This window comes from Humiphilus diazotrophicus (genome assembly GCF_059726315.1).
Genome location: NZ_AP040870.1, coordinates 3714317 through 3735008 on the forward strand (window position 1 = coordinate 3714317; position 20692 = coordinate 3735008).

The 20692-nt window shown below is 52.8% G+C and carries 20 protein-coding genes and 1 tRNA gene; 8 read left to right on the plus strand and 13 right to left on the minus strand.

Annotated features, from left to right (window positions below; genetic code table 11):
• Position 1: 1 nt before the first annotated feature.
• The 4 genes from AC6I7T_RS15935 to ispE all read right to left on the minus strand — a co-directional run bounded on the left by AC6I7T_RS15935 (position 2) and on the right by ispE (position 3031).
• On the minus strand, positions 2-679 hold the full coding sequence (locus tag AC6I7T_RS15935; RefSeq protein ID WP_497794491.1) for a 50S ribosomal protein L25: 678 nt from the start codon (positions 677-679) through the stop codon (positions 2-4).
• 63 nt (positions 680-742) lie between these two features.
• A complete protein-coding gene (locus tag AC6I7T_RS15940) occupies positions 743-1789 on the minus strand; it encodes a ribose-phosphate diphosphokinase (protein WP_497794492.1) in 1047 nt (348 codons plus the stop codon).
• Between the two features lie 135 nt (positions 1790-1924).
• Positions 1925-1998 (minus strand) — tRNA-Gln (locus AC6I7T_RS15945).
• 34 nt (positions 1999-2032) lie between these two features.
• Entirely contained in the window at positions 2033-3031 is a 999-nt protein-coding gene (ispE, locus tag AC6I7T_RS15950; protein WP_497794493.1) for a 4-(cytidine 5'-diphospho)-2-C-methyl-D-erythritol kinase, read from the minus strand.
• A gap of 111 nt (positions 3032-3142) precedes the next feature.
• Here ispE and ggt point away from each other — a divergent pair, with 111 nt between their 5' ends.
• The 4 genes from ggt to rocF all read left to right on the plus strand — a co-directional run bounded on the left by ggt (position 3143) and on the right by rocF (position 8443).
• Positions 3143-4912 (plus strand): gamma-glutamyltransferase, encoded by a 1770-nt coding sequence (ggt, locus tag AC6I7T_RS15955; protein WP_497794494.1) that lies wholly within the window; start codon positions 3143-3145, stop codon positions 4910-4912.
• A 77-nt stretch (positions 4913-4989) separates the two neighbouring features.
• Positions 4990-5814 (plus strand): sugar phosphate isomerase/epimerase family protein, encoded by an 825-nt coding sequence (locus AC6I7T_RS15960; RefSeq protein ID WP_497794495.1) that lies wholly within the window; start codon positions 4990-4992, stop codon positions 5812-5814.
• 258 nt (positions 5815-6072) lie between these two features.
• Positions 6073-7431 carry an asparagine--tRNA ligase gene (gene asnS, locus AC6I7T_RS15965; protein ID WP_497794496.1) on the plus strand — a complete coding sequence of 453 codons (1359 nt, stop codon included), beginning with the start codon at positions 6073-6075 and terminating at the stop codon, positions 7429-7431.
• 25 nt (positions 7432-7456) lie between these two features.
• Positions 7457-8443, plus strand: coding sequence for an arginase (rocF, locus tag AC6I7T_RS15970; protein WP_497794497.1), 987 nt, complete (start codon positions 7457-7459; stop codon positions 8441-8443).
• A 30-nt stretch (positions 8444-8473) separates the two neighbouring features.
• On the opposite strand, the gene AC6I7T_RS15975 is transcribed toward rocF, so the two are convergent.
• The gene (locus tag AC6I7T_RS15975; protein ID WP_497794498.1) at positions 8474-9466 is read right to left on the minus strand and encodes a hypothetical protein; all 993 of its coding nucleotides are present in this window, start codon (positions 9464-9466) and stop codon (positions 8474-8476) included.
• An 11-nt stretch (positions 9467-9477) separates the two neighbouring features.
• A complete protein-coding gene (locus AC6I7T_RS15980; RefSeq protein ID WP_497794499.1) occupies positions 9478-10872 on the minus strand; it encodes an MBOAT family O-acyltransferase in 1395 nt (464 codons plus the stop codon).
• A gap of 339 nt (positions 10873-11211) precedes the next feature.
• On the opposite strand from AC6I7T_RS15980, the gene AC6I7T_RS15985 reads away from it, so the two are divergent.
• The gene (locus AC6I7T_RS15985) at positions 11212-12390 is read left to right on the plus strand and encodes a D-alanine--D-alanine ligase family protein (RefSeq protein WP_497794500.1); all 1179 of its coding nucleotides are present in this window, start codon (positions 11212-11214) and stop codon (positions 12388-12390) included.
• A 196-nt stretch (positions 12391-12586) separates the two neighbouring features.
• A complete protein-coding gene (locus AC6I7T_RS15990) occupies positions 12587-13048 on the plus strand; it encodes a hypothetical protein (RefSeq protein WP_497794501.1) in 462 nt (153 codons plus the stop codon).
• Positions 13049-13168: 120 nt separating this feature from the next.
• Here the strand turns inward: AC6I7T_RS15990 and fabD are convergent, their stop codons facing one another.
• The 7 genes from fabD to AC6I7T_RS16025 all read right to left on the minus strand — a co-directional run bounded on the left by fabD (position 13169) and on the right by AC6I7T_RS16025 (position 18077).
• Positions 13169-14068 carry an ACP S-malonyltransferase gene (gene fabD, locus AC6I7T_RS15995; RefSeq protein ID WP_497794502.1) on the minus strand — a complete coding sequence of 300 codons (900 nt, stop codon included), beginning with the start codon at positions 14066-14068 and terminating at the stop codon, positions 13169-13171.
• A gap of 120 nt (positions 14069-14188) precedes the next feature.
• Complete coding sequence (plsX, locus tag AC6I7T_RS16000; protein ID WP_497794503.1) at positions 14189-15235, minus strand: phosphate acyltransferase PlsX; 1047 nt, start codon at positions 15233-15235, stop codon at positions 14189-14191.
• Positions 15236-15241: 6 nt separating this feature from the next.
• Positions 15242-15427 carry a 50S ribosomal protein L32 gene (gene rpmF / locus AC6I7T_RS16005; protein ID WP_497794504.1) on the minus strand — a complete coding sequence of 62 codons (186 nt, stop codon included), beginning with the start codon at positions 15425-15427 and terminating at the stop codon, positions 15242-15244.
• A 117-nt stretch (positions 15428-15544) separates the two neighbouring features.
• A complete protein-coding gene (locus AC6I7T_RS16010) occupies positions 15545-16102 on the minus strand; it encodes a YceD family protein (RefSeq protein ID WP_497794505.1) in 558 nt (185 codons plus the stop codon).
• Between the two features lie 184 nt (positions 16103-16286).
• The gene (locus tag AC6I7T_RS16015; protein WP_497794506.1) at positions 16287-16979 is read right to left on the minus strand and encodes an LrgB family protein; all 693 of its coding nucleotides are present in this window, start codon (positions 16977-16979) and stop codon (positions 16287-16289) included.
• Entirely contained in the window at positions 16966-17397 is a 432-nt protein-coding gene (locus AC6I7T_RS16020; RefSeq protein WP_497794507.1) for a CidA/LrgA family protein, read from the minus strand. Before AC6I7T_RS16020 ends, AC6I7T_RS16015 begins: the two co-directional genes overlap by 14 nt.
• Before the next feature lie 53 nt (positions 17398-17450).
• On the minus strand, positions 17451-18077 hold the full coding sequence (locus tag AC6I7T_RS16025) for a thiamine phosphate synthase (RefSeq protein WP_497794613.1): 627 nt from the start codon (positions 18075-18077) through the stop codon (positions 17451-17453).
• Positions 18078-18370: 293 nt separating this feature from the next.
• Here AC6I7T_RS16025 and sthA point away from each other — a divergent pair, with 293 nt between their 5' ends.
• The gene (gene sthA, locus AC6I7T_RS16030; protein WP_497794508.1) at positions 18371-19771 is read left to right on the plus strand and encodes a Si-specific NAD(P)(+) transhydrogenase; all 1401 of its coding nucleotides are present in this window, start codon (positions 18371-18373) and stop codon (positions 19769-19771) included.
• A gap of 8 nt (positions 19772-19779) precedes the next feature.
• Positions 19780-20685, plus strand: a complete 906-nt coding sequence (locus AC6I7T_RS16035; RefSeq protein ID WP_497794509.1) for an ROK family protein — start codon at positions 19780-19782, stop codon at positions 20683-20685.
• The last annotated feature ends 7 nt before the right edge of the window (positions 20686-20692 follow it).

Below are 20692 nucleotides of genomic sequence, written 5' to 3' on the forward strand. Positions count from 1 at the left end.
CTTACTTCTTTGCAGGGGCTTCAGCAGTTTCTTGCTTGCCCTTCTTCGCAACCTCAGGTTCAGCCGGTGTAGCCGCAGCTGCTGCCGCAGCATCAGCAGTCGGTGCAGCCTCTTCACGAATTGCAACAACGTGAGCAACGGTTGCTTCTTCATCCGACAAGAACTTCAGCTTGCCAGCATGAGGAAGATCGGAGACGCGAATAGCTCCGTTGATCTGCAATGCAGTGACGTCCACATCGATGTGGTTCGGGATATCTCCCGGCAAGCACTCGACTTCGACTTCGCGCATAACCTGATCCAGAATTCCGCCCTGCGTCTTCACGCCGATCGGTACACCCTGGAGCTGGACCGGAACACCGACGCGAATCGGCTTATCCATAGCAATGCGCTTCAGATCGATATGAATCAAGCTGCCCTTGATAGGCTCAAACTGCCAATCCACAATCATGGCCTTGGCCTTCGAGGCTCCACTGACTTCGATATCGAAGATGGAGTTATGCCCGGTCTCCGAATGCAGAATCCGAAGAATCTGCTTGGGATCGACCACTACGGCAACGGCAGGCTCACCTGCTCCGTAAATGACGGCAGGGATTTGACCGGCGACGCGGACGCGACGGGCTGCATTCTTATTGAATTTGCCCTCGCGGGGCTTCGCTAAAACAACTTCCTGGCTAATCATTCGCTTCTCTTTTCTCGGGCACGGTCCCTAAGGACCGCTCCCTTTGTCTTGAGCCCACACACACTAGGTAAACAGAGTGCTAACGCTCGTTTCCATGTGAATGCTCTCGATCGCAGCACCTAACAGTCCGGCAATCGTCAGCACTTTAATCTTTGGCACCTTCAGCGCGCCTTCGCGCAGAGGGATCGTGTTGGTAACGACAAGCTGCTCCAGCCGGGAATTGGCAATCCGATCAATTGCCGCTCCTGAAAGCACCGGATGAGACGCACAGGCATATACCTTTTCGGCACCGTTCTCCAATAATGCGTCGACTGTCTTTACCAACGTGCCAGCCGTGTCCACGATGTCGTCGATGATCAAGCAGGTCTTGCCACGTACATCGCCGATCACGTGCATCACTTCCGTCACGTTTATATCTGTCCGCCGCTTATCTACGATAGCCAGCGGCACTCCCATTTTGGTTGCAAAGAAGCGAGCACGTTCTACGCCTCCCGCATCCGGGGAAACCACAATCAAGTTGGGCAGGTTCAACTCCCGGAAGTATCCAACCAGCACCGGGCTGGCAAAAAGATGATCCACCGGAATATTGAAGAAGCCCTGAATCTGCGCTGCATGCAGATCCACAAACAAAGCCCTATTCGCCCCTGCTGTCGTCAACAGATCCGCTACCAGCTTCGATGAGATGGCAACACGCGGACGGTCTTTACGATCCTGGCGAGCGTAGCCGTAATACGGCACTACGACAGTAATTCTGGACGCCGATGCGCGCTTCAGCGCGTCAATCATGATCAGCAGTTCAACCAGGTGCTGGTCCACTGGATAGCAGGTGGGCTGAACTACGAAAACATCAACTCCGCGTACATTCTCCAGCAGCTGAAAATAAACTTCGCCGTCAGAGAAGCGTTGCATTCTGGTTTCACCCAGAGGAACACCGATAAATTTACCAATCTCTTCAGCTAGCGAACGATTTGCCGATCCGGTAAAGAGCTTAAAACGCTTGTCATCACTCAATCCTCGGGGGCGTTTTCGTTCGGCTGCCGCCTTGATTTTCTGCCCGACTTCCTGCGCGGGCGCTCCGTCGAGAACTCCCGACTCAGTTACTTCTGCCATTGCGTAAAGATCCTTCCTTGCTGGTTGGCACTGGATGATCCGTTATCAATTACCTGCCGGGCTATCCCAACAGGTCTTCAGTCAGATGGAAACTTTCATTCGGAATTGCTGCGAGAGTTTCCCTACTCGGGGTACTGGCTGGGCGACCAGGAGTCGAACCTGGACTGAGTGCTCCAAAGGCACTTGACCTACCATTAGTCGATCGCCCAACACTTCTGCTCAAGATACGGGTGAAACACCCAATCAAGAGCCTACAACCATTTCGCGCCAGTAGTTCTTTCTGGGAAGTGTCCTGGTGATATAACCAGGAACTGCTTCAGAACTCAGGCGCTGGAGCGCGGCTTCTGCGGCCTCCTGCGAGGAGTACAGCCCGAACAGAGCTGATCCTGAACCGGAGAGTGCGGCATAAACGGCTGCCTCTGGTTGGCCTTCAGCCGCAAGCACACGCTTGATTCTACCGAGTAAGGGATATTGAGGAAAGACGACTCGTTCAAAGTCGTTTTCAATCCCGGTTCGGACAAGCGCGAGAAGCGGGTTCTCGGCCAGGCCCTCTTCTTTTGAGAGGACACCGGAGGAGCCGGCTGCGCCAAACACATGCGCGTAGACACGACTCGACTTGGTTAGTCTATCGTGGTCCGCGTCAGGGGTCAATTCTGCCAGACAGCCTTGAAGACAAAGGGCATCCCAATCCCGGAAGGCCTGTGGGGTAGAAACGCCGATAGCCGGGGCAGCAACCACGCACCAGGTCGGCGGCAGGTCCGGCAGAGGATAGACCTCCTCTCCGCGACTCACCCCAAGGATGCTCCCACCTATTAAAAACAGCGGAACATCGGAACCGATTTTTGCAGCAAGACGCAGCCGTTCAGTGCCCGGCAATTGCACACCCAGCTCGCGCTCCAGTCCAACCAGAGCGGCAATCGCGTTGGCCGATCCCGCTCCAAGACCACCCTGTACCGGCAGGCGTTTTTCGATATGGATACAAACTTCCGCCGTCACGCCCAAGGCATCCAAAATCACTTCAAGGATCTTCCAGGCAGTATTGCGGTTGTCCACCGGAACGCGTTCGTCATTCGAGGTCAGGCGGATGCTCGTTTTGCCGCTTCGCGCAGCACTCACGGTGACGAAATCGTGTAAATCGAGGGTCTGATAGAGCGTGGAAAGGAAGTGAAAACCATCCGGACGCGGAGGTCCGATCCTTAAACCGAGGTTAATTTTGGAATACGAGCGTACCTGAGTCGACATGCGTAATCGTTATTGTAGCGGGCAGAGAATCGCCCGTGAGGAAGTCCTGGCTTCTGAGCTAAATTCTGCTGAAGCAGCAACTTCTAAGGGTATGCTGAGAAACTAACCAATATGAAATGGAAAGCAGCCGTCCTAGCCCTCTTTCTGTTTGCTTCCACTCTTTCTGTTCTCTCCCAATCGGCCATCTCCGAGGCGAATGCGGACCAGCGCAGCCAAGCTGCTAGTTATTTGCAGGAGAAACCCACCATTACTCGTCACGCAATGGTGGTCAGCGTTCATCATTCCGCTTCAGACGCGGGTGTCGAAATCCTCAAACAAGGCGGCAATGCAGTCGATGCGGCGGTAGCCACAGGCTTTGCTCTGGCTGTAGTTCATCCGGCAGCAGGAAATCTCGGCGGTGGCGGCTTCATGTTGATTCGGGAGCGCACGGGAAAGACGACATTTCTCGATTACCGCGAAAAGGCACCAGGAAAAGCTACAGCCGATATGTACCTTGACTCCAAAGGGGAGGTAATTCCCAGGGCCAGCTTAATCGGATACAAGGCCAGTGGCGTTCCCGGATCTGTGGCGGGATTGGCCTACGCCGAAGGCAGATATGGAAAGCTCGGGCTCACCAAGGTTATGGCTCCTGCAATTCGCCTGGCAGAAGAGGGTTTTGTTCTCTCCAAAGAAGAGGCGGCAGAATTGGCGAATGCAAAGCTCGCACTCTTCCCGGATTCAAAGCACATCTTCCAACGCGACGGAAATCTCTACCAGCCCGGAGAATTCTTTCGTCAGCCGGAATTAGCCCGTACACTGCGGAGAATCGCTGCCGATCCCGACGAGTTTTATCACGGGAAGATGGCTCAGCAAATCGCGGAGGCTATGGCAAAGGGCGGCGGACTCATTACCGAGAAAGATCTTGCCAATTATGAGGTTAAAGAGCGAGAACCTCTAGTCGGTACCTACCAGAACTACACAATCATCGGAGCACCTCCTCCTTCCTCAGGCGGCGTAACCATGATAGAGGCTCTGAATATTCTTGAAGGCTACAATCTGGCTCGGCTGGGGGACCGCACTCCCGCCTCTATGCACCTGATTCTAGAGGCCTACCGGCGCGCTTTCATGGATCGCAACGAGTATCTCGGAGATCCGGATTTTGTCAAAATGCCAGTGCAGGAGCTGTTGGACAAAAAGTATGCGGCTTCCTGGAGAATTGGCATCGGAGCCGACCACGCAACAGCCTCTCAAGCGCTCAAACGCCCAGAGGGCTTTTTGCCCCCGGCATCCAAAACAGCAGTTTCCAGATCTGAATCAACGGAGACTACGCACTATTCAGTCGTCGATGCTCAAGGCAACGCTGTCGCTGTAACAACGACCTTGAATGGGAGTTTCGGGTCCGGAGTCACTATTGGCCCGCTTGGCTTTTTGATGAATAACGAGATGGACGACTTCGCGACGAAACAGGGCGTCCCCAATATGTACGGACTGATTCAGGGACCAGCTAACGCAATTGCTGCAGGGAAACGACCATTGTCGGCCATGACCCCAACTATCGTATTGAGGAACGGAAAGCTTCGGATGGTGCTTGGCTCCCCTGGGGGTCCCAGAATTATCACTACCGTCGCCAACATTTTCTTGAGCGTGGCGGATGGTGGCCTAAACATCCAACAGGCTGTCGATGCTCCGCGGTTTCATCATCAATTTCTTCCCGATAAGGTCTTTCTGGAACCGGGATTTTCACCCGTAACCGTGGAGGGGTTGCGCTCTCTTGGCTATGAAATCGCCCAGGGAAACGACCATTGGAGCAATGGGGAGTGTATTGTCATCGATCCACAAACGGGCTATCTGCTTGGCGGGCAGGATCACCGCAGTCACTATGGGAAAGCCGCCGGTTACTAATTTCACCCTAAGCGGATGCGAGAATAGTTTATAGAGCGGGGAAATTCTAACTCCCGCACATCTGGGAACCGATCCGAATGCTGAACGCTGTCTCGACCCATGTCTTTCTTCGCCAGCGGCTGCACCCCGGCCTGCTGGACTTGCTAGCCCGTGCCGGCGCCAATGGAATTGAGCTTTTTGCGGCCCGGCAGCATTTCGATTACACCAGCCGTCCACATACCCGTGAATTGGCTGACTGGTTTACCTCGAATCCAGTTCAAGCCTTTTCTATGCACGCTCCCTTATATCCAGATTGGGAGATGGGACGCAGTGGCACGCCTGCCGTGAATGTAATTCACCCGGAGAAATCTCGGCGTATCGATTCCATGGACGAGATCAAGCGGGCGCTGGAGACTGCAGAACATCTGCCTTTTCAATATCTGATTCTCCACCTGGGAGAACGTGAAGACCGCTGGAGCCCTCGCACACTGGAACATGCTCTCACGGCAATTGAGCATCTGCATGCTTTTGCGCGTCCTCTTGGAGTAAAACTGCTGCTCGAAAACCTTCAGAACGAGGCCACCCAGCCGGCAAATCTGCTTGAGCTCTTAAATGTGGGCCATCTGACCGATGTGGGTATCTGTCTGGATACGGGCCATGCTCATCTGGGTGAAGGTCTGCCTTCTGTTCTGGCAAGCCTCAAAGACCGCATCCGTTCGACCCATATTCATGACAATAAGGGAGACAGGGATACGCATCTTTGGCCGGGTGACGGAGATATCGACTGGACCAACACCATGAAGGAGCTGAAGAGCGCTCCCGGCGATCCGGCGGCTGTTTTGGAGATTCATTACGCGCTGGACGAGACAAACGATAGTATTTCCTCGAAAATGAAAGCGACTTTCGAACGGTTGGGACTTTAGAGCCTTTTCGCTTTTAGTATGGTCCAGCGGAAATCAATGCAGTGTGGCCGTCTTTGATGGACCAGCCACACGGTCATTTGTTCCGGATCTTCAGTGAAAGCGAAAATGTTCTAGCTTCTGGCGAGTAGCACGGATTGCATTTTTTGGTGCAGACCAGGAACCGGAGACAAACGCTCCAGGCGGCCCCGTTCCCGGAGATCAGAACGTCGCAGGAAATAGGAAAACGCCGTAGTTCAGGCGGAAGGTAGTAGCGAAGAAATGACTGACGAGACAAAAACTGTGAATGAACCGGGAAGTGCTCCGGTCACAACGATCGCCAATGTTGGCGCTCATGAGGGCAAGAGCGTAACCCTCCGTGGATGGCTGTACAATCTGCGCGCAAGTGGCAAGCTTCTGTTCCCAATATTTCGGGACGGCACAGGAACTATTCAGGGGATTGTGCCTAAAGCAGCTGTTTCACCTGAGGTTTTCGAGGCGATTCGCCATCTAACCCAGGAATCCAGTGTCATTGTTACTGGCAAGGTGAGAGCTGACCAGCGTGCTCCTGGTGGCTACGAACTGGACGTAGAAAATATTGAAGTCTTCCAGCGAGTTCCGGAAGAAGATCCGTTTCCAATTACGCTCAAAGAGCATGGCGTCGACTTTCTGATGGAGCATCGCCATCTTTGGATACGAACTCCACGTCAATCGGCCATCCTTCGTATTCGTGCCGAAATCATGAAAGCTGCGCAGGATTTCCTGGACGACAACGGTTTTATCAGAACCGATCCGCCTATCCTCACTCCCGCCGCTTGCGAAGGAACCAGCACCCTGTTCCCGGTGGAATATTTCGGAGACGAAGCCTATCTGACGCAGAGCGGACAGCTCTATATCGAGAGCACTGCACTGGCGCTGGGAAAGGTCTATAGCTTCGGTCCAACCTTCCGTGCAGAGAAATCGAAAACCCGCCGTCACCTCACCGAGTTTTGGATGGTAGAGCCGGAAATGGCCTATGCAGGCCTCGACGATCTGATGGTCGTGGCAGAGAACTTCATCTCTTTCATCGTCGGACGAGTTCTCGAACGCCGCTCCGCCGACCTAAAGGTCGTCGGACGAGACATCACCAAGCTGGAAGCGATTAAAGATCCTTTCCCGCGGCTTAGCTACGACGATGCGGCCAAGATGCTGGATGAAGCCTTTGCCGAGGGACTCATCGAGCAAAAGTTCGAGTATGGAAATGATTTTGGCTCTCCCGACGAAACATACCTGAGCTCTCAATTCGATCGCCCGGTCATGGTGCATCGCTATCCCGCAGATGTGAAGGCCTTCTACATGGAGCCCGATCCGGAGAATCCGAAATATGCTTTGTGCGTCGATGTACTTGCTCCGGAAGGATACGGAGAAGTAATTGGCGGTTCGCAGCGTATCAGCTCCTATGAGCTTTTGAAAAAGAGAATTGAAGATCACCAGCTGCCATTAGCACCTTTCCAGTGGTATCTTGATCTTCGCCGTTACGGCTCGGTTCCACACTCCGGCTTTGGAATGGGAATTGAAAGAGCCGTCGCATGGATATGCGGTTTGGATCACGTGCGAGAAACGATTCCTTTTGCTCGTACGTTGAATCGCATCTATCCATAGGTACAGTCCCAATCAGGGTCTACTTATGTCGAGAGATTTACGTAGCACTGAATCAACGGCCACCCTCCACGTCCCGGAGGGTGGCTCCCAATCTCTTCCTCCTCGCAAAATTCGAATCATTGGCGTTCCACTTGATTTAGGTCAATCTCGACGCGGCGTCGATATGGGTCCTTCCGCCGTTCGCGTTGCAGGCCTGGAACTGCGCCTGGAGAGATTGGGACATCAGGTCGATGATGCCGGAAATGTATCTGTAGCAATCGCCGAAACAAAATCCGCAGGCGAAACTAATGCCCGCTATCTCAAAGAAATCACTGAAACCTGCACCAAGACAGCGCAATTGGTTGTAAAAACCCTGGAGGATGGATGTACGCCCGTTGTCCTCGGTGGCGATCACTCTATTGCCGTCGGAACTGTCTCCGGAGTTGCCGAGTTCTATCGACAACAGCAAAAGAAAATCGGCCTTATATGGATCGATGCCCATTCCGACATCAATACCCCGAATACCTCACCAAGCGGGAATGTCCATGGAATGCCCTTGGCCGCATTGCTTGGGCTTGGCCCGGAACCCCTGTCCAGGGTCTATGAATTCTCTCCAAAGGTTTGTCCTGAGAACACGGTGTTAATCGGCATTCGCGATGTCGATCCGACAGAGAAAGAAAATATTCGCAGAGCAGGAATTACTGCGGTCTATACCATGCGTGATATCGATGAGCGCGGTATGCGTGCGGTTATCGAAGACGCTTTGCGTGTCGCAGGGCGGGGAACCGCCGGATACCACGTATCGCTAGATATGGATTGGATCGATCCGGAAGATGCACCGGGAGTCGGAACTCCTGTACGAGGCGGGGCAACTTATCGCGAAGCACATCTCGCGATGGAGATCATTGCCGATCATGGCAGGCTTCTCAGCTTTGAGATCGTCGAAGTAAATCCGGTAATCGATGAACATAATCGAACTGCGGAGCTGGCAGTTGAACTTGTATCCTCAGCTTTCGGAAAGAAGATTCTGTAGAACATCGGAGATCAATTATCTCGTCGCTTTCTATAAGCTTGCATGAGTAGTAGCGGCAGAGATCCGGCTGGCTACTTCCTTCCCGACCATGCCGCTGAAACGAACCGCTGCGGTGTGCGTTAGATGATAGCCATCGGCAAAATCATTTAGTGCCCATTCGTCTTCTTTCACCGGTTCAATAACAGGTACATGAGCTTCCTGCGCGGCTTGCTTAACCAACGGTTCCAGCGCAGTATCGTCTGGCTGGCGAGTAGGAATAATTAGGTAAATAATCTTTACGTTTTGCCGATCGCAATCTATCCGCAAGGCTTCCAGTTTTCCCCTTGCTAAGGCGAGCATCTGTTCTTTGTCCTCGGTCTTGGGCTGCCGATAAGCGGCTGGACCCATCCAGTGGTTTGCGAGACGCTCGAAACCCGGAAATTTCCCTCTTAAGTCTGTCCGAAACTGCTCCCGCAAATAGAAAAATGTGCTGTAACGCGCAAAGAAAAGATTGCTGACTTCCGTCAATTTGCGATGTCGCTGGAAATAGTAGGCAAACGTTGCATTAACATTCCATATCCGTGTGGCAGGCAACAATGTCGCAGGCCTGTCCTGAAGCAATTGAGCAGGACCTATACCCAAAACGATGATCTGTGGCCTACTGCCGCGATCCAAAAGTGAACGAACTCCATAACGCCAATCATCGTAGAAAGACCCTGGTACCCCAACACGATGAACTTGAAAGTTATCTCCCATGCTTTGCTGTAATGCTGCGGTGTCCGTTCCTTCCTGAATCAAAGAATTTCCTGCAAACAGGATTTGAACGCGCCCGTCGTGTACATCCCGAATCGAGAGCGAGTCCCGCACCTCAGCTTCAATAGCCTGTTTCCTCCCCATATGGTGATAAGCCATTCGAGAGAAACCTTCGATAGCGATGCAAGCGATTAGGAGAAGTATTAGCAACAGTGCAATTCTTCTTGAATAGTCCTGTTCACCATTAACAGCTTCTTCTAGTTCCGGAAGTTTTGCTCTTGTAGTAGACATATAGACTCCTTCTAGAACTGGAAGTAAACAAAGGGCGCGGATTGATAGGCTGCGCCGAAGGCTGTGAATACAATGGCTGCAGTTGCTGCTGATAGCTGCCATCCGAGAGATGCTTTCTGAGTCGGGTACTCCTCCTGACGATGTTCAGCGTATAAGTCAATACACCAGATTGGAATTAGTATCGCAAACAGATACATAAAGGCGGCGGTGTAAGAGGGGGTCCAGTGCCAGTAAGACACTCCGCCGACCATTCTGAGCGCCTCATGCAACGACGAAGCACGAAAGAAGATCCAGGCCAAACAGACAATATGAAAAACCACGATACGGCGAATCCATTTCCAACGCTCTGCTTGTCCCTCCGCCAGTCCAAAGAAGCGTTCGACGGCAAGACCTCCGCCATGCAAGCCACCCCAAATAACAAAATTGAAACTTGCTCCGTGCCATAGTCCACCGAGAAGCATTGTGACCATGAGATTCAGGTACGTTCGAACGCTACCTTTCCGACTTCCACCGAGAGGAATATAGAGATAGTCACGCAGCCACGTACTCAAGCTAATGTGCCACCGCCGCCAGAAATCTTGAAGGCTGGTTGCCAGGTATGGCTGGCGAAAATTGACCATGAAGTGAAATCCCAGCAACTGCGCACTTCCTCTAGCCATGTCGCTGTAGCCACTGAAATCGGCATAGATCTGGAAGGCAAAGGCATACATGCCGAGTAACAGCTCCCACCCATTCCTTACGTTGTGGGCAAAAGCCGCATTTGCGATCTGTGCACAACTGTCTGCGATGACACACTTCCGAAATAGTCCCAGAAGAATCAGCATGCAGCCGTCGTAAAACTTCTTTGAAGAGAAGCGCCGCTCGTGTTGGACCTGCGGAAGAAGATGCGCGGGTCTCTGGATCGGTCCCGCGATCAGGTGTGGGAACAGGCTGATAAATACCGCGTACTCCAGCAGGGAATCGGCAGGTTCCAGCTTCCTGAAATACACATCCACGATGTAAGCGACCTCCTGAAAGGTATAAAAGGAGATCGCAGGCGGAAGAATGATTGCCCAGAGAGAATGCGGGATATTGTGCAGGCCCAAGAGATCAGCCATTCGCGCAAAGCTATCGAGGAAAAATCCAAAGTATTTAAAGAACCCCAGAAATGTGAAGTTGAGGACCAACGAAGTCGTGAGTAATAGCTTGCGTCTCCTGAGATTGTCTTGCGCCCGGATTCCGCGAGCAACGTAGTAGTCCACAACCGTTGACACAGCCATCAGACCTAGAAAACGCCAGTCCCACCAGCCGTAAAAAACATAGCTGGCAAGAAGTAGCACACGATTTTGATTCTTGTGGCCAAGTCTCCAATACACCGCCGTCACAAGTGCAAGGAAAAGTATGTAGATGGCGCTGTCGAAGATCATTCAGCTCAGGTCCTCGAAAAGAATTTTGATTGTCCGGATAAAGAAAGAGGGCAGAGCCTCAGTAGGGGTCAGCAAATTAATTATATAAGTATATATTAACGTTCTGGTTAATATAGAAATGCCTTTTGATTGTAATTTCACTAAATATGACGCCTGCATAAAGCAAAAGGATTGCTCTTCAGCACTTAACTTTTGGAAAGGGCAGCATGGGCCTCCTGCTTATTGCGCTAGGCCTGCTTCATAGGACATGGCCCTAGCCCTAAAGGAATCCCTTGTCTCAACAGTTTCCCTCCTTACTTTTCCTGCGCAGATCGTCTTGAGTCATAGAATTGAGATGTAATGGCAAAAAAATTACGGGTTGGCATTCTATTCGGCGGGCGCAGTGGCGAGCATGAAGTTTCGCTTCTTTCTGCTGCTTCAGTTCTTAAGGCAATCGACAGAAAGAAGTTTGACGTGGTTCCCATTGGAATCACCAAAGCCGGGCATTGGGTAACCGCAAACGACGCAGAGCGCCTTCTCGAAGGGAATACACCCGCAGCGCAGTCTTTGGGCGCAGGAGATCCGCAGGCCACACCAGCGGCAGCCGTATTGGCAAAAGGTGATGCGGTTATCATTCCACCGGTCCCGGATGCGCAAGGTCTATTGCCTTTTGAAACCAAGGCTGTCGTGCAATCTGCGGAAGCACTCTCTCTCGATGTTGTCTTTCCGGTCTTGCATGGAACCTTCGGAGAAGATGGCACCATCCAGGGTCTATTTGAATTAGCCGGAATCGCATATGTAGGATCCGGAGTTCTGGGATCAGCCGCCGGAATGGACAAGGATGTAATGAAGCGGCTTTTCTCCGCTGCCCACCTGCCTATGGTCAAACATGTCACGTTGCTGCGGAGCGATTGGCAGCAAAGCCCACGTAAAGCCGTCAGCAAGATTGAGGCGGCATTGAAATACCCCCTCTTCGTCAAACCGGCAAATCTGGGTTCTTCCGTCGGAATCTCGAAGGTGCACGATCGTAAAGAGCTAGGACCCGCACTCGACCTGGCTGCCAGTTATGATCGCAAGATTGTGATTGAGCAGGGCGTTGGTGGAAAGAAGAACAGGTCTCGTGAACTCGAAGTGGCCGTTTTGGGTAACTCCACGCCTGAGGCCTCCGTCGTAGGCGAGATTATCCCGGCTAAGGAATTTTATGACTATGAGGCCAAGTACGAGAGTGCCGGCTCGGAACTGATTATTCCTGCCAAGCTGACTCGTGCGGAGAGCAAGCAGATTCGAGAGATGGCTATTGAAGCTTTCCAGGCCTGCGACTGTTCGGGACTGGCTCGCGTGGATTTCCTAAAGGAACCCACCGGCGCCGGGAAAATTTATCTGAACGAAATTAATACAATGCCTGGCTTCACCTCAATCAGCATGTACCCCAAGCTCTGGGAGGCTTCAGGGGTGAGCTATAAGGACTTGATTACTCGTTTGATTGAATTGGGCCTGGAGCGGCATCAGGAACGGACAGCCACGAACTACAGCCGTTAACCCGGTTGAAGGGGCAAAAGAAGTCCATTTGGAAACGTAACGCTGTCTTGTGGTGTCCATTACACTGATGGCGATGATCTTTGGTCTGTAAAGACCGCAATTTGCATTCCTTTCGAGACGATTCGAGTATCGATACACTTCAAGACTTGAATCTGATCTCGAAGGGATGAATGCTGCTAAGGATGGTCCTTAACCAATGACGCTGCTTGATGCACCTCAATATAACGTTGCACGTGCACGGTTAATTCGAAGAGCAATTATCACGGTGTTGATTTCCGCTGTGGTGCTAGCGATCCTGTCATGGTTTTTCTGGGATTGGCCGGAAGAACACCGCATCAACAGGTTCCTGGCTGCCGTTGAAGCCAAGGACATGGTGAAAGCCTACGGCATTTGGAACAATGACGATCAATGGCAGCAGCATCCGGACCACTTTAAAGATTACGACTTCACTCGTTTTCAGGAAGACTGGGCTCCTATGGGGAAGGGAAATGACTATGGAGTCATCAATAGCCACAAAATCCTCATGGCCAAGACAGTAGGAAATGGAGTCGTTATTGGAATCGAGATCAACGGAGGAAAGAAGCCGATCTTTCTACGTGTCGATCACGCAACCAAAACCATCGGCTTCTCGCCTGTTGAGTTGTATGTAGGACCGTGAGCACCGACTGGAACTCGCAGGCTTCAACAATCAAGGCAGGCCCGAAGGCCTGCCTTTTGTCTGTTCGAACACAATATTTGTGAGACGGATGGAAAAATCGAAGTCGAAAACCTTACAAGGTTACTGAGCTACTTCTTCCAGAGCTGCGAGGGTTTTCTCCAAACTGACAGAATCCTCAACATTCAGGCACTTCTGCTGACGATCAATCTGCCGCATCAGTCCACAAAGTACTTTTCCAGGACCAACTTCAATGAAGTGTGTCGGTTGCTGCGCGATTAGGAGTTGGACGCATTCAACCCAGCGTACCGAGCCTGTGACCTGGCGGACTAGAGCATTCCGCGCCTGATCCACACCGGAAACGAATGCTGCATCCACATTTGCGGCAACAGGAATCGCGGGAGATGTAAAGGTCAATGCGCTTAGCAATTCCGCCAAGCGATCCTGAGCAGGCTGCATCATAGCGCAATGAAAGGGAGCACTCACCGGAAGCATCACTGCCTTGCGGGCTCCGCGGGTTTTGCACAGCTCTACCGCTTTTTCCACAGCCGCAACAGCGCCGGAAATTACCGTCTGATCCGGAGAATTCAGGTTGGCCGCAGAGACAGGTTTTCCGAGTTCGGAAGAGACTTCTGCACAGGCCTTCAACACCTCATCGGAAGCCAAAGCGAGGATCGCAGCCATCGCTCCTTCCCCAGCAGGGACGGCCTCTTGCATGAATTTTCCACGGCTCCGGACTGTTCGCACACCGTCAGCAAATGTCAGAGTTCCAGCCGCAGCGTGAGCAGAATATTCCCCTAAAGAATGACCAGCTGCAAAGCTCGCTTTGATCCCTTTTTCGGCAAGGACGCGGCAGGCGGCTGTGGAAACTGTGTAAATCGCGGGCTGAGTAAATTCGGTCAGCCGAAGCTGTTCTTCCGGTCCCTCGAAGCATAGTTTGGATAGCGAAAATCCGAGAGCGTCGTCTGCCTCTTCAAAGGTCTGACGGGCGATTGGAAATTTCTCGACGAGATCGCGTCCCATACCTACTGCTTGCGATCCCTGGCCTGGAAAAAGAAATACGATCTTGTTCGAGCTCATAAGGAGTGAGAACGCTTTACTCTGCCGTAGCCCTTAGCCGGGGGGCTAAAGGCTAGAGCCGTCTTACTGTACGGGTAAACCTTCTTCGTTGTGTTCTTGAGTGCTGGGTGCGCAGGTCGAAAACTCACGCTCGATGCGTTCGATAATCCCAGCTTGGGCAAATTCGGCAGCCACGCGAATTCCATTGAAAATGGCCCGATCATTGGAAGATCCATGACCAATGATGCAGATTCCCCGAACGCCGAGGAGAGGAACGCCGCCGTACTCGGAGTAATCCAGACGCTTACGGAACTCGTTGAAGGCCTTGCGGGACAGCAGAGCTCCCACCTGAGCCGTAACGGTCGAGGTGAGGGAAGCACGCAGCAGCTCACGAACGAGTTTTCCGAGTCCTTCCGTTGTCTTCAACGCAACATTGCCGACAAAGCCATCGCAAACGATGACGTCGGCATTGCCGTTATAAAGATCACGTCCCTCAACATTGCCAATAAAGTTGATCGGCAACTGTTTGAGTAACGGAAAGGTTTCGCGGGTCAGCTCATTCCCCTTCGCTTCTTCTTCTCCAATGGAGAGCAGGCCGACGCGAGGGTGATGAATCTTCAGAACACTGCGGGCATACAGTTCTCCCATAACGGCGAACTGCTCCAGGTTCTGAGGCTTACAGTCGACATTTGCACCGACATCAAGCAGCACGCAGGGCGTGCCCTTCAGTGTAGGAAGAGCTGTGGCCAAGGCCGGACGGTCAACTCCGGGCAGAGAGCCCAAAACCATCTTGGCTGTAGCCATCGCGGCACCTGTATTGCCAGCCGTGAAAAACGCAGCGACTTTCTTCTCGCGGACGAGCTTCAGCCCCACACGCATAGAACTATCGCGTTTGGAACGAACAGCGTGGGCGGCCTTTTCGCCCATGCCAATTTTCTCGCTCGCATGATGAACGACGATGGGCAAGTCCTCGTTTTCGAGGTGCTCATCCAAAAGATCGCGTATTTCAGGCTCTGGCCCAATCAGATGGACACGAACAGGCAAATTCCGACAGGCCTGAATCGCTCCCCTGATTTCAGGTTCCGGAGCCTTATCAGACCCGACGGCATCAAGAGCAATGTCAATTAACATCTGTTGTTAATTGGATTCTTTTACTTCCAATACTTCGCGGCCCTTATAGGTTCCACACTTCGGGCAAGCGTGATGGGGCAGCTTGCGCTCGTGACAGTTGGGGCACTCGGAGACACCGGTGGCAGTTAGGAAATCGTGCGCACGGCGCTTGGATGTACGGGCCTTGGAGTGGCGCCGTTTTGGATTAGGCATTGCAAAATTCCTTTCGTGCGTCGAACCGGATATTGTGATGCGCTAGACCCATCTTCCCAGGGCCTGCGATTTCGCGCTTCACCTCGTAGTGAAGGCGCAAAAGTCACGGCGACGCAATTACTTATTTGTTTTGATCCGGCTGCGCAGGTCTGACAGAGCCGCCCATCGCGGGTCAGACACCGTCTCGCCGCAGGAGCAGGCTTCTACATTCAGGTTCTGGCCGCAGCGCGGGCAAAGTCCTTTGCAGTCTTCACGGCAAAGAGTCCGGACCGGCAGGGAAAGAAGCACCTGTTCCCGCAGGACGTCTTCGAGCGCAAGACCACCCCCTTGATAATACCCGATTTCTGTCTCGGGTGTGGAAATAGCGTGCTCTGCAGGCCCCTGGTCTACCCCTAATGGGCGAAAAACCAAGTCGAAAGAACCCTTCAGCTGGTGCTTGACCGGCTCCACACAACGGGCACAGGGCACCTGAAAGGTTCCCGAATAATCTGCCCGCAGACGAACATCCGGAATAACCTCTTTGGGACCGCGATGCTCGGGAATCAGATCAGCCTGACCTTGGACATGAAGATCTCCAATCTGCTGAGCTTCGATCCCGAAATCGATAGTTCCGGACGGAATGGCCTTATCAAACTCAATCGGTTCCCGTTCGAGTTCCGTAATTGCAAACAACATAGTCAGGCCCTCCCTAACGAAAAATCTCAAATGTACCCGGAAGAAACTTGTCTTACGAATACATCATCTCTGAGGGTAAGGAGCCCCACGCCTGGAGTCAAACGTTAGTATTTCGCAGGCGAATAGCTAGTACTACAGTTGTAAATAGTGAAGGTACGGCTCTGAGCGCTATTTGTTCTGCGAACTACCGGATAAAGTGACTGATAATCGCGGCCAGGATGGCTGTAAAGATTCCTGCTGCAGCCATCGCCCAGGAGGAAACCGAGGCTTGGAGCTCCGAGCGGCGTATTAAGCTGGCCGTCCCTACAGCGTGAGAGGATGTCCCAATAGCCGCGCCCACCACACGATCGTCCTTCACCGAAAGCCATCGCAAGACCAGAGGTCCAATAATACTGCCAAGAATTCCGGTGACAATCACCATGGCCACGGTGATCTCAGGAATGCCATGTAGCTGGCGGGCAACTTCAATCGCAATTGGTGTAGTTACAGACTTGGGAACCGTTGCCATGACGACCGGCAGAGGGGCACCTAAAAGATAAGCGGTCAATCCAGCCGTCGCCATTCCCACCGCAGAGCCGACAAACACGACCACGGCAAGAATAGCCAAGGAGCTACGCAGACGGTATCCATGGCGATACATCGGCACGGCTAATGCTACCGTACCCGGTCCCAGGAACCAGGAAATAACATCTCCTCCGATTCGGTAATCGGCATACGGAACCTTCATCCCCCAAAGGAAGATCCACAAAATTCCGCACCCAACGACGAGAGGATGAGCCCAACGGAAACGGTAATGCAGGCGGAGAGAGAACCAGTACACCAGAACGGTTACGGCTATGCCGATCCCAGGATGTCGTATGAGGCTAGCTGCGTTCATCGGAGCCTCCAAGAAGAGCGCGCCCCAGCAGTCCCGTCGTAATCTGTACGGCGAGCAAACTGACAACCAGGCTCGCAAGAATCGCAATCGCCTGGCGGCTAAGTAGCGGCATCAGTTCCTTAAGGCCCAACGTAATGGGAATAAAGAGCAGAAGCATATGCCGGAGCAGAAAGGCAGCAGTATCCTCTACCCACTTCAACTTCACCACGCCGGTAGAAAGCCCGAAATAGAGAAGAATTAGCCCTAATACGCCACCTGGAATCGGAAATCCAAGCCGGTGAATGGCAGTTCCAACCAGCTGAAAAGCCGAGAGGACCGCCAGACCTAAAAGGGCGTGAATAATTGTAACGATCTTGGATGTGCTGCCTGGAGTTACCGGAGCTGGGCCCGCCATCGACTCAGCAGAAGACCTTTGCATACGCTTCAGAATATCCCCTTGGCATAAGAACAGTCTGTGTCTAGCAACCTTGCCTAAATGCTCAGAAGCTGCCTCCATTGATCCGTCTGGAAGAGACGTATTGCCGCAATCCCGGCTGCCCCTGCGGCAACACATATTGCAGCATTCTCTCTATCTACACCTCCGAGAGCAAAAACAGGAAGGGGAGAAATACTTTTGCAGACCGACGAGAGGGCATTGACACCCTTCCCGGGAAGCCGTCCTTCGGGAATCAACTTTTCGAAAACCGGGGCGAAGAGGACCAGCGAAGCGCCGGCAGCCTTTGCACCTCGAGCTTCCTCAAGAGAGTGACAGGCAATACTGATCGATACCTGCCCCTCTCGCTGAGTGGCAAAAACCCGGCGAACCTCCTCGGGAGATAAAGTCTGGCCACCAGGAAGATGAACGCCGCATGCTCCAGTGGCCAAAGCGACATCGGGACGGCCATTCACCAAAACTTTGGTGGTGCTACCCGCAACCTCTCGTACAACAGCAGAGGTAAGGCGTTCGAGTTCTCCGCCTGTCAGATCTTTCTCGCGAATCTGGATGAAGTGCACACCTCCTTCTGCCCAGTCTGCGGCCGACCGTCGAAGTATCTCGATCCTGTTCACCAGGCCTGAAGCCAGATTGGCCGAATTTGAAATGGCATAAAGCTGCATCATATTTAAGGGTGTAGGAAGTAGACGCCGACTTGAATCCTGGCAACCGGCAGCTTTCTTGAAACACCTCACCTGCGGTCACAACCACCAGTGACAGAAACAGGGCAAGTACATCAGGATTGTAATGCTGTTGTGATAGGGTCAAGTCTGAAGTACTTTTCAGTTTCAGGATGCGCTGACAAGAGATAAGAAAGTCGTAGATCACCTCTGTTTGGCTCGCATCTGAGAAGAAAATATGCTTCGGAGGCCCAGGCTGCAGTCCGAGCCTCGGCAGCGAGTAGGATTCGGCTTCCCTCATGGCTATATACGACCTGCTTGTTATTGGTTCTGGCCCTTCAGGGCAACGGGCTGCCCTCGCCGCCATCAAACGCGGCAAGCGTGTAGCGCTGATTGAAATGCGTAGCGTAGTTGGGGGTGTGTGCATCAATACCGGCACCATTCCCAGTAAAACGATGCGCGAGGCCGTGCTTCATCTTTCCGGCTACAACTACCGCTCCATCTACGGAATGAATTACCGCGTAAAAGAGAAGATCACGATGGCGGATCTTGCTTTTCGCGTTCAGGGTGTCATTAAGACAGAAATCGATGTCACCGAAGCGCAACTCTCGCGCAACGGAATTGAAGTTATCAACGGTGTCGCACGCTTTGAGGATTGCACACATGTACGTGTGGATGGTCCTCAAGGCTCCAGCGTGCTCGAAGCGGAAAAGACCATTATCGCGGTCGGAACAAAACCCGCTTCCACACCAAAGGTTCCGATCAACGGACGCACCATCATTAACAGCGACCAGATTCTCGAACTGCCTAACCTGCCGCGTACGCTAATCGTGGTTGGGGGCGGTGTCATCGGCGTGGAATATACCTGTATGTTCGCCACTCTCGGAGTACGGGTGACCTTGATTGAAAAACGTCCGCGTCTGCTGGAATTTGCCGATCAGGAAATCGTAGAAGCACTCAGCTATCATCTGCGAGACAGTCGCGTTACGATGCGCCTCAATGAAGAGGTGGAAAGCGTCGAAGAGCTTCCCGACGGAACCGTCATCGCAAATCTCGAAAGCCGGAAACGCGTTTCCGGCGATGCACTGTTGTATGCGGTGGGACGCTCCGGCAATGTGGACGAGCTGAATTTAGCAGCAACCGGAATCGAAGCCGATGCGCGTGGCAGAATCCCCGTCGACAAGGATTACCGGACCAAGACGCCGAACATCTTTGCAGTCGGAGATGTCATCGGATTTCCCAGCTTGGCATCAGTGTCGATGGAGCAAGGCCGTATTGCCGTGGCACGGGCCTATGACGACCACAACATCAGCTCCAATCCGAGCTTCTATCCCTACGGCATCTACACCATCCCGGAAATATCGTTCATCGGGAAAACAGAAGAGCAGCTGACGGAAGAGGATGTTCCTTACGAAGTGGGCTTGGCCTACTATCGGGAGATCGCACGAGGGCAGATCCGCGGAGATACTACCGGACGCCTGAAAATCATCTTCCATCGCGAAAGCCGCCAGCTCTTGGGGGTTCACATCATCGGCGAAGATGCCAGTGAGTTAGTGCACATCGGACAAGCCGTGATGGTTCTCGGTGGCACGTTGAACTATTTCATTGATACCGTCTTTAATTATCCGACCCTGGCCGAGTGCTACAAGGCAGCAGCTTTCAATGGACTGGGACGGTTAACAAGATATCAGCAGGAGTAAAGAACCATATGGCCAGAACGATCGGCGTAGTCATGACGGATCGCATAGTGGCCGGGCTGGTTGACGGCAACCACATCACAGAGTCGCTGCGTCAGTTCCCGGCTGATCCGACAACAAAGAATGGTTTGGTCGAGATCCCCTCTGAACGTCTATCCGAACTGATCGGCAGCATCATCGCCGACGTCGCACGGGGTGCAAGTGAACTGCAGGCAGTCGGCGTAGCGGTACCTGGAATCGTCCGCAATGGAGTAATTGAAGATTCCCCGAACCTGCCACAGCTCAAGGGCGCCAAGCTTCGCAACAATCTCGATTCTGCACTAAAAGCCCGGAACATAAATCTGCCGGTCTGCATTTTCAACGATGCTGACGCAGTGGCAGCAGGGCTGGCTGCCACTCGCGGGCATCTTGACCGCTTAATCCACGTCTGGACAATCGGAAACGGCATCGGGTTTGGTCGTTATCCAACCACAGAGGGCCCCTGGGAAGGCGGGCACATGGTTGTTTCTCTTGACCCGAAAGAGAACTACTGCGGTTGTGGCGGTCGCGGGCACCTTGAAGGCATCATGGGATACCGCGCCATGCGGCGACGCTTCCTTGACATGGAGCCGGAGGAGATTTTCGCAGCGGCAAAGAAAGGCGATCCACGGTGCTCTGAATTCGTTCTCCTCTGGCATCGGGCACTCGCTGCAGCTACGGCAACGACCATACACATAGAGGGAGCCGGACGATTCTTCTTCACTGGGCGAAATATCCAATTCCTTCAGGAAGATCTCCTGAAGCGCTTTCTCGATGAAACGGTAATGATGAGTCCGTTGCAGAGTTACACGATCGAGATTCTGACGGAAGATCAGGAGACCGCTATCATCGGTGCAGGAACTGGAGCATCTTTATCAAAGTTGAATGCTGCAGCCTAAAAGCATT